The sequence below is a fragment of the Chitinophaga sp. genome, from assembly GCF_036566945.1.
Lineage (GTDB): Bacteria > Bacteroidota > Bacteroidia > Chitinophagales > Chitinophagaceae > Chitinophaga.
On sequence record NZ_DATCVJ010000482.1, the window covers coordinates 1 to 2,667 of the forward strand.

General features: G+C 44.2%; 2 protein-coding genes. Both read right to left on the minus strand.

From position 1 onward, the window contains the following. Positions 1-416 (minus strand): hypothetical protein (locus VIP81_RS14805; RefSeq protein ID WP_331962070.1); only part of this gene is annotated, 416 nt, incomplete at its 3' end. A 76-nt stretch (positions 417-492) separates the two neighbouring features. Continuing rightward, the gene (locus VIP81_RS14810; RefSeq protein ID WP_331962073.1) at positions 493-2,580 is read right to left on the minus strand and encodes a sulfatase-like hydrolase/transferase; all 2,088 of its coding nucleotides are present in this window, start codon (positions 2,578-2,580) and stop codon (positions 493-495) included. Positions 2,581-2,667 lie beyond the last annotated feature (87 nt).

Here is a 2,667-nt window from a genome sequence, read left to right on the forward strand (position 1 = left end):
AACGCATTCTTCATATTGAAAGCTGGCACCGGGAGGAGAATATTATCTTTTACCCGCTCGTCATCCGCTGTTTCAAAGAATGTCAGTGATGGTATAAAGTACCATTCATAACAGGCTCCATGAAAACTAACGCTATAAGCTTTGCAGTCGGCAGGCTGCAAACCAGTTCCCGGCGGTAACAGTTGCCATCCTCCCTGTCCCTCAAGCCCTGATGGTTTACCGATGATACGGTATCCTCCATCGACCATCGACTTCAAAAAATCCAGGTCATCAGCGGTCGGAAATTCAGTTACAAAAGTAGCCGCAAAAAATTTATCCTTTTGCGGATTGAATAAGCCGTTACAATAGCCTTTGGATAGGGCGCTGGTAACCCTGGGATATAGCAGTCCCCATACTTCGTCACGCTCAGTGTCCATGGCATTATGTATTTTTTAGGCGAAGAATAAATAATATGGAAATAAGGTATTTAGATTTATAAGAATGAGGGTGATATTATTTATAAAAGGCATTAGCCGGAATTTCGGTTTTCGCAAATTCGCCACTTTTCCATTCGAGACTTAAATCAGATGTTGCTCCTGGATTTCCTGCATAATAGATCTTAACAGGATGCAAACCGGCCTTAAGGAAAACACTTGCTTCTTTTGTAACTCCACCCGCGTAGCCATAGTCTTCGTCAATGATCGTTGCTTCGTGAATCCTTAGAAACGCTTTTGTATCTGCACGCATAAAAAATGTGTATTCACCATCTTTAGGTACGTTAATATATCCTTCAAATACGTAAGTCTGGTGTCCTGCAGGTACATGATGCAGATTTGGCGTGAAGCATTTGCCAGTAGCGGCAGCAGTTAATGTGGTAACATCAGGTATCCAGGGAAATTTTCCATCAAAAGCCCTCCAGACCAGGCCTGGCGATGCATTGGTTAGTTTGACTGCAGGTATTAAAGCATCATCATAAGGTCTGCGTGCGGAAGTATCCGTTCGTCTTACCTGCAATACTTTGGCTTTCATCATTGCTTGTAATTCGGGCATACTGGCAGCCAGGTTATTTTCCTGATGTGTATCCCTGGCAACGTTAAATATGCCAAAATCATCATCAGCCGATTTGATATTATATCTCAGCCCTACAAAATCGCCCACCCGAATCATTTGCATTTGGTTACGCTGTTTTAGCCGGTTAACAGCCGCGAATTCTTTATAATTTGGCGACTTGCCTGACTCAAAATATTCCACATATATCAAACCCTCTTTTTGGATGCTTTTGCCGGTAAGCGCCGGCAGCATCGATACACCATCGGTATTTACCGGTGCAGGCATATGGGCGGCATCAGTAAAGGTGGGCAGCCAATCATATGAAATACTTGGCGTAGTCACTATATTTTTGGCGGGAATATGTCCCGGCCAACGGGCTATTACCGGCATACGTTCACCACCTTCTAAAGCATCTCTTTTAATACCATCAAAAGGGCCAGCGCTTCCAAAAAAGTTAGCTGCGTAAGGCACCTGCGGTTTGGGCAGATACGATTCGATAGATGGGCCGTTATCTGAGCTAAAAATGACCAGTGTATTATCGTCTATTTTCAGATCGGCTAACAGTTTTAAAATATCCCCTATCGCATCATCAATACGACGGGTGCTGGCAGCGTAGCGCTTATAAGTATCCGGCCATGGCACTTCCGGTGTTGCCGGGTTATTATCGTCATCATAAGTAGCCGTGGCATAATCGGGGTGGGTATAGCTATCAATTGTTCCCGACGCTGTATTGATCATATTACCCGGCTTGCCCCGCCATTGTACACCACCTGTTAATCCTCCGCCGGCAGGATACGGGCAGGTAGGTAATTCCAGTACCGCATGCGGCGTATCAAAAGCCAGGAATATAAAAAATGGTTGGGCCGCTTTTTTCCCTTTCTTATGTTCAATGATCCATTTTTTGGTGACGGCGGTCCAAAGATCGGCTGTGTAGCACTTATCTAAGTCTTTGCTTATTTCTGTGCGATTTTCCCATACTTCTTTTGGCTTTCTGTACAATCCTTCTTTCGGATAATGTTCATGCCCATCGCTGTGCCGCATATAGCCATAATAATAATCAAAGCCCCTGTTTAAGGGATGCGCCGGCCATTTTCCACCATCAGCTGACCATTTTTCATCTCCCTGTAATCCCCATTTACCAATAGCGGCGGTAGCATAACCAGCTTTTTGCATCACATTACCTAAAGTATAATTATCCGCCAGGTCCTTGTCAAACTGATTATCGCGCACCCGCGCATGCCCCTGACTTAATCCGGTTAAAATAGAGGAGCGCGATGGTGCGCAAACCGGTGCAGCCGCGTACGAATTCATTAACACCGCTCCTTCTGCCGCCATCTTATCCAAATTTGGTGTGTAGGCAAATGGCTTACTTCTATTATTCTCTTTTGCCCTTTTATTTTGCCAGAATATACCCACATCCCCATAGCCCAGGTCATCTGTTAAGATAAAGATGATGTTAGGTTTTTGTTGTGTTACAGGATGTTTAGTCTGGCTATAAGCCTGCCCTGTAATGGTAGCAAAAAGAAATAATAAAGAATAGTTGAATCGCATCGGATATTGGTTTTCGTTAGTAGGGAGTCAACTGAAAAATTATCAGTTAACCCGCCTTATGTTAATTATCTAAATCATTACCGGCGG

Bases quoted from the DNA above. Each gene is read 5' to 3' on its own strand.
- VIP81_RS14810 (WP_331962073.1), bottom strand. From the start codon at position 2,580: ATGCGATTCAACTATTCTTTATTATTTCTTTTTGCTACCATTACAGGG.